Consider the following 7,177-nt stretch of genomic DNA (forward strand, 5'->3'; position numbering starts at 1 on the left):
TAGTCGTCTCATTGAAAAAACTCTCCAAGCAGAGTCTTGTTTATCTCGCTCCGGCGAAACAAAATATTCACGTCGCCATGCAAGCGGTTGCTTGCATCACACCACGCCTGTCAGTGACCGTCAATTGTTATCAGGCGGTTCAACTTTGGATTCAGTTCCAAATTGGGAATCAGCTGGTTTGTGAAGCCGCACTGCCACGTTGCACAAAGACGGCAAGGCTGGGAAAAAACTTTGTTTGGGTCTTACGATATGCGCTGTTCACGCTCTTTGACTATCGTGGCTTGGCATCACGTTCGTAACTCGCCTTTTGATGGTGGTGTTCGCGCGCGCGAACGCGGGGTCCTTCGGCTTGGGCGTTCGCCCTCGCTCAGGATGACAATCAACGGATCTGCACATATTTGCCATCACCCGGGGTGAGTTGCGATTGTTCATGACTGAATTTCGGACATAAACGCCTTGCGATTCGCGTTTTGCCCAGCGTTGCTCGGCGGCGGTTGTCAGTGTGCGATGAAGAATTCGTTCCAGCCGTGGGCGCCGGAACCGGCGCCAGGGACGGAAGAGATGCCGAGGGCGTCCATAGTAAAGCGCAGCGTGTTTTCGTGCTGCCCGAAGGTGGAAGAGCGGTAGCCCGGCTTCGACCATGCCGGGCTGACGAAGACGATGGGGACTTTGCCGCCGCCGTTGCTGTTGTCGGAATCGGATTCGTCGAACCAGACGATGAGCACGCCATCGGCGCGGAAGGCGGGATCGGCGAGCAGCGCCCCAATGTTGGCTTGCAGCCACTGGTCGGCGACGGCTTCACAGGCGTCGATACCGTTCGGACACTCGTGCGCGTCGTGGTCAATGTTGGGCACAACGAAGCTGTACTGCGGAAGTTTTCCGGCGCCGAGGTCGGAGCCGAACTGGGCAAAGGGCACGATGTCGGCCTTGGCCATCGCCGCGTCATTCTGCACATCGGAGAAAAAAGTGAACGGGTTGTGACGCCGGACGTAGAGCCCGGTGTCGCCGCCCAGGTATCCGGCCGAGGGCAGGTCCTCGGCATAGGAGCGCCAGGATTTGCCGGCGGAGTTGAGGCGGCGGACGACGTTGTCGGCGGTGACCACGCCGCTGAAGCCGTCGTCGTTGGTGATGATCTGGCCGGTGGTCAGCATGAAGTAATTGCCGATCGACGGATGCGTGTTGGCGTAGTAGTTGGTGCCCAGGCCGTAGCTGGAGATGAGCGAATTCAGGTACGGCATGGCCGAAGTGTTGCCGACCACGGTGGAGTAGTTCTTGTTTTCCAGGGCAACAATCACAACGTGTCCGAAGGCGAAGCCGGGGGCCGGTGGCGGCGGAGGAGGAGGCGCACTGGTAACGGTCACGGCGATGGACGAGGTGGCGCTGCCGCCGGCGCCGGTGGCGGTCGCGGTATAGGTAGTGCTGGAGGAGGGCGTAACCGTAATTGATCCTGAGGCCGCCAGGCTCAAACCGCCGGGCTGAATGGTGACCGAGGTGGCGTTGGTGGTGGTCCAGGAAAGGACGGAGCTTTGGCCGGCGGTGATGCTGGCGGGGCTGGCGCTGAGGTGCACGGCTGGCGCAGGCGTGGAGGGCGGCGCAGAGCCGGGAGGCGTGGTGGAAGCGGGCGGAGCGGTGGTTTGGGTGGAGGCGCTGCCGCCGCAGGCGGTCATCGCCGACGTCATTGCGATGACTAGAAGAAAGACCAACTGGTGCCCGTGTTCGGCCCTCATGACCATTCCTGAGATGCTGATAGAACACGCCGGGAGCGCTGGGGAAAGTAAGAAGGAAGCAGGCAGAAGCTAAGAAGAAGTGAGAAAGGAAAAAAAGCGGGCGAGCCGGGGGAAGCTCGCCCGCGCCAGGGGAGGGTGCGAGCCGGGTTGCAGGCAATCGACCCGCGACCCGGGGGGAGGGTTAAGCGGCCTTGCCCTTGACGATGCGGTGAGTCGTCGAGGTGTCCACGTTGAAGGTCTGGACCTTCGGCGGTGTTTCCATCAGCGACGAAAGAATGTCGGTGACATTGTGAAACTGCTCGCGGTTATAGCGCTCGGCATCCTGCTCGGATTGCCAGAAGCTGAGGGCGAGGACGCGGTCGGGCTCGGTGAGGGAGACCAGGGTGATCTCATCAACGAAGCCCGGTTGCTTGCTCAGGATCGGCAGGACCTTGTCGTTGATGTTGTTGGTGAGGTCGCGCGACTTGCCCGTCTTGGTGCGAATTTCGACCACTCTTGTGAACATGCGATCCTCCTTCCGGAAGACTAGTCGCCGCGGTGGAAAACGATCAGCCACAGCGGGCGCCGCGGAACAAGTCGGAAGGAAGATGAAGTTAGAACGGAAGACTGCGCTCTTGGAGAGCCAATGCGCGATCCCATCCTACAACTCAGCTTTTCGTCCTTACGTCTTGTAGACCCCGGTGCCGATGCATGGAAAACGCGTGGTCGACCATCGCCGTCGGCGGCGGCAGGTTTGGGCCGATGTCGAAAACGCTACGCCCGGAAAACGGCGAGGTCAATGCCGGGGATTGGTGCAAAGGACCCCCGGGGCTACACAATCTGGCGCCGCTGCGCGGCTGCACTAACCTCTAACTCCTAACTTCAGCCCTCATTCGCACTGGCCGGTCCCATGGCAGGCGCGAATGGGCGAGGCGCACAGCGAAGGCTCGGCGTTCATGCCATCAGGACCGACGCAGGTTTGTGTGTACATGCACCAGAAGTTGTGGTCGGTGCCGGCCTGCGCGGAGGGATCAGGTTCGGAGAGCACGAATTGGCCCTTCCAGCGCAGGGCGGGACAGAGGTTGGGGTGAAGTGTGAGGTTGCAGTTGGTCATGAAATTCGCTCGCTGACTCGGCGTTTCACTCGCACAAGCATATTGCCGAACTGCGGAATCGGGTAATAGCATTCTTCGTGGCACGGCTAACGCCGTGCCCTTCCCAAGTTCCTAATAGCATCATGGCACGCTAAAGCCGTGCCCTTCCCAAGCTCCTAACCCCTAGCTCCTAGCCACTGTTTTTTGCCGCCCGCAAAATTGCGCGCTTTATGGCTACTTCCGTCAAGCGGATCTTGTAGCCGTTCTTGCCGAGGTTTTTGGCGGGCCTGACGGCGGCGCTCGCCGCCGCCGCAGCCGTCTGCTCATTCAGTGGTTGGCCGACGAGGGCCTGGCGCGCCTCATTCGAAATCCACGGCACCGGCGCAACGTGGCCGAGCACGATCATGGCATTCCTTACTTTGTTGCCGTCCATGGCGAGCGCAACCGAAGCGGTCGCGAGCGGCCAATCGAACTCCGCCTTTTGGCGGACTTCGTACTGCGCAGTGCGCGCACCCGACGGAGGAGGCACGGTGATCTCGACAATCATTTCGTTGGGGCGAAGGTCGTGCTCGCGCTCGCTCTCCGACTTCGGAATGACGAAGAAGCGGTCCAGCGGCACTTCGCGATCGCCGTTCGGTCCATGAATTTTGACGCGCGCGCCGCCGGCAATGAGCGCGGGCGCGATGCTCGAGGGCGAAACGAAATACGCGGGGCCATCATTGCCGAGGATGGCGTGATAGCGGTTGTCACCGGCGGTGACCAGCGACTTGCCGTTCTGCCGGCCGAGCAGTCCGAAGCCATTGCGGAAATACCAGCAGCGCGGGCGCTGGCAGAGATTGCCGGCCATGGTCGCCAGGTTGCGGATCTGGGGGCTGGCGGCGTCGTCGGTTACGCGGGCCAGGGTCGGGTAGTACTTGCGGACGTCGGCATGGTCGGCGAAGTCGGCAATGCGCACCAGGGCGCCGATCCGTAGCCCGGCGCGCGCGTTGTAGCTGATGGAGTCCAGGCCGGTGATTTGCTTCACGTTGACCAGCCGGCGCGGGGAGATAATGTCGTCCTTCATGAGCGCCAGCAGGTCGGTGCCGCCGGCAAGCAGTTCGGCGTCGCTCCAGTTGTTTCCGAGAAGGCCGACGGCCTGCTGCGCAGACTTAGGAGTGGCGTATTCGAAAGCTTTCATGCGGCGCCTCCTTTGTTTTCCAGCGCGGCAAGCACGCGGTCGGGAGTGAGGGGCAGGAAAGGCACGCGCACGCCGATGGCATTGTCCACGGCGTTGGAGATCGCCGCGCCGGGCGAGATCACGGGTGGCTCGCCAAGCCCGATGACGCCGCGCTCGTCATACCCGGGGCCGGTCATCATGTGGACGACGAGCTCGGGAATGTCACCGTAGCCTGCCAGGCGGTAGAACTCCAGATTCGGGTTCAGCATGCGGCCGGTAGTGGGGTCCATGATCTTTTCTTCGAAGAGGGCGTAAGTGATCCCCATGATGAGCGCGCCGTAGCACTGCGATTCGGCGGTCTTGAGATTGATGATCAGGCCACAGTCCTGCACGGCCACGATCTTGTTCACCTTGACGATGCCGGTTTCGACGTCGACAGAGACGTCGGCCATTTGCACGCCACCGACACCGCTGCTGGTGAGGTCCGGTGGCTTCGACGCGTCCGGATTCTTGCCATTGGCGGTGACGCCGGTGGCGCCGAGCATGGAGCAGGCTTTTTTCCAGGTCACGCTCTTGCCGTTGCTGCCCTTGACGCGGATGGTGCCGTACAGGGCTTCGAGTTGGTCGGGCTGCGCGCCAAGCGCAGGAGCAACCTTGGCGAGTAGCTGGTTGAGCGCGTCCACGGCGGCGCGCCGCGATTCGGAGGCGACAGCGCCGATGGTGGTGGAACCGCCGGAGCCGCCGTCGTGCGGAAAATTCGTGTCGCCGATCTTGAGCGTGATCGCGTCCAGGGGCAGGCCAAGCGTCTCGCCGATAACCATCGCGATGGCGGTGCGGGTGCCGGTGCCCAGGTCCTGCGTGCCGCTGCGGTATTCGACCGTGCCGTCGGGATGTATGGTCAGGTCGCCGGCGCCGTTGTGTCCGCGGCCGCCCCAGGTGTGAATGGAGAGGCCGAGGCCTTGCTTCAGCGGGCCGGAAGCCTTGTCGCCGCGCGGATGCCAGCGCTTCTTCCAGCCCATGAGCTCGTCCGCCTTCTTAAGCTCGGCTTCGTAAACGTTGGCGCGCGGCGTGTACGACAGGTTTTTCATGAAGACGTCGTAGGGATCCATGCCGAGGCGGGCGGCGAGATCGTCGATGGCGCACATGGTGAGGACCGCGGCCTGCGGGTGGTTGGGCGCGCGCCACGCGCGCGCCGGGCCGATATTGGTGGCGACAGAGATGTGCTGCTTCCGCTGGTTGGGAATCTCGGTGAAGATGTACGGAATCGGCGGCATGTTTCCGCCAAGCGGGCCGCCGGTACCCCAGGATTGCGAGTCCCACCCGATGATCGTGCCGTCTTTCTTGGCCGCCAGCTTGACGCGCGCGTAGGCGGAGGGACGGGCGCCGGCGACTTCGAGTTCGGCGCGGCGGTCGAGGAATATTTTTACCGGAGCGCCACCGGCTTTCTTCGATAACTGCGCCGCGGCGAGACTCCAGCGGTCGGCGGAGAACTTGCTGCCGAAGCCGCCGCCAACATGCTGCTGCTGGTTGCGGATGTTGGACGCCGAGATGCCCACGCCTGCGCCGCTCAGGGCTTGCGCGAGCTGGTCGGGAATGCCGGAGACGTTTTGCGTGGAGACCTGGGTTTCCAGGTGTTCAGCGTCGGGCCAGTGCACCACCACACCATGCGCTTCCAGGCAGCAATGGGTGATCACCGGCACGCCATAGATTCCTTGGCTGATGACCTCGGCGGACTGGAATGCCTGCTCGGGATTGCCCTTATCTTCGGATGAAGTTTTCTTGTAGGGCGAGACAGCGTTTTCCGCGGGCTTAACCGGCGCTGCCTGTAAGGTCTTGATCAAGTCCTCGCCGACGCCGTTATCGCGCAACCGCTTCACAAATTCAGGCGTGACCCGGAAGGAAATACCGCGCGTACGCACCAGCTCCGCAATCTGCGATTCATTCACCCGGTATGCGCCGCCGACCGGGGTGGTCAGCCTGGTGATCAGTTCGTCCATGCCGAGCGGCCCGGCTGTTTCCCCGGCGCCCTTGGGTTCGGTCTCATCGTCGACGAAGTGCGGCAGCACGTCGTACTGGACCTTGATGGCGCGGAGAGCGTCTTCGGCAGTGCGCTCGTCTACGGCGGCGACGGCGACGATCTCGTCACCCGCCCACTTGATCTCCTTGCCTGGGCCTTGCAACACCTGCACCGCCTTTACGCCAGACATGGCTTCGGCGCCACTCGTGTCAACCGCGGTGACCTTGGCATGAGGATGCGGCGAGCGCAGGATGGCGCCGGCGAGCATGCCCTTGGGATTCTGGTCGTAGGTGTACTTGGCGCGCCCGGAGACTTTGACGGGGCCGTCAAGGCGCGCCTGGCGCGTTCCGATCAAGGTGCGATGTTGCGCATCGGGCCACTGGTAATCCGCCATGGATGCTCCTCGTAGTCTCAGTCGGTCAGTCTGTCAGTCGTCGTGTCTGTCGCTTGATCGGAGAGTTGTGCGGTGGAACGGTTTCCTGTCATCTGCGCGATGGCGCCGCGTATCCCGAAGTAGGTACCGCAGCGGCAGAGGTTTCCGCTCAACCCTTTGACCACCTGCTCGCGATTCGGATTGGGGCTCTTCTTCAGCAGCGCGTAGCTGGCCATGACGAAGCCCGGGGTGCAAAAGCCGCACTGCTGCGCGTCGTTGGCGACGAAGGCGTGCTGCACCGGGTTCAACGCCTCGCCGGCAGTAATGCCCTCGACCGTGGTGATGTTCCTGCCTTGGGCGTCGATAGCGAGCACGGAGCAGGCATATACCGGTCGATCGTCGAGCAGCACGGTGCAGGACCCGCACTCGCCTCGGTCGCAGACGCGTTTGGCGCCAGTTAAGTCGAAATTGTCGCGCAGGGCCTCCAGCAACGTGACCCGCGGTTCCAGATCGGCGGTGTATTTCTTGCCGTTGATGGTGAGCGCGATGGGCGTCTTGCCCGGGCCGTAAACCGGGACCTCTTCGCCGTTGACCTTAAGCACGGTGGGCCCCACGACCGCGGGGACACTCACCGTGATGGCGGAAATCTTCAGGAACTCGCGGCGCGAGACGCCGGATTTAGGGTCATCGTCGGACATCGTTACCTCCGGTTGGAGTCGATGGTCGTTAGCTGATGGTCGATAGCAGCGTTGCGAGACAACTTCAGAAACGGAAAGTATAATCGGCGGGCAAACAAAAGCGAAAGTCGCGGCGGGACGAATGGCGCCGGCGC

Annotated in this window: 6 protein-coding genes; all 6 read right to left on the reverse strand. The window is 62.5% G+C overall.

The genetic code is table 11. The features are described from left to right. Positions 1–497 precede the first annotated feature (497 nt). Complete coding sequence (locus VFI82_11075) at positions 498–1,727, reverse strand: alkaline phosphatase family protein (protein ID HET7185217.1); 1,230 nt, start codon at positions 1,725–1,727, stop codon at positions 498–500. 181 nt (positions 1,728–1,908) lie between these two features. Continuing rightward, positions 1,909–2,232 (reverse strand): antibiotic biosynthesis monooxygenase, encoded by a 324-nt coding sequence (locus VFI82_11080; GenBank protein ID HET7185218.1) that lies wholly within the window; start codon positions 2,230–2,232, stop codon positions 1,909–1,911. 363 nt (positions 2,233–2,595) lie between these two features. Next, on the reverse strand, positions 2,596–2,820 hold the full coding sequence (locus tag VFI82_11085) for a hypothetical protein (protein ID HET7185219.1): 225 nt from the start codon (positions 2,818–2,820) through the stop codon (positions 2,596–2,598). A 169-nt stretch (positions 2,821–2,989) separates the two neighbouring features. Then, positions 2,990–3,976, reverse strand: a complete 987-nt coding sequence (locus VFI82_11090) for an FAD binding domain-containing protein (GenBank protein HET7185220.1) — start codon at positions 3,974–3,976, stop codon at positions 2,990–2,992. Then, positions 3,973–6,366: a xanthine dehydrogenase family protein molybdopterin-binding subunit gene (locus tag VFI82_11095; GenBank protein ID HET7185221.1), complete on the reverse strand. Its 2,394-nt coding sequence runs from the start codon at positions 6,364–6,366 to the stop codon at positions 3,973–3,975. The genes VFI82_11090 and VFI82_11095 overlap by 4 nt, the downstream gene beginning before the upstream one ends. A 17-nt stretch (positions 6,367–6,383) precedes the next feature. Next, entirely contained in the window at positions 6,384–7,043 is a 660-nt protein-coding gene (locus tag VFI82_11100; protein HET7185222.1) for a (2Fe-2S)-binding protein, read from the reverse strand. Between the last annotated feature and the right edge of the window lie 134 nt (positions 7,044–7,177).

The sequence above is a fragment of the Terriglobales bacterium genome, assembly GCA_035691485.1.
GTDB lineage: Bacteria > Acidobacteriota > Terriglobia > Terriglobales > Acidobacteriaceae > JAIQGF01.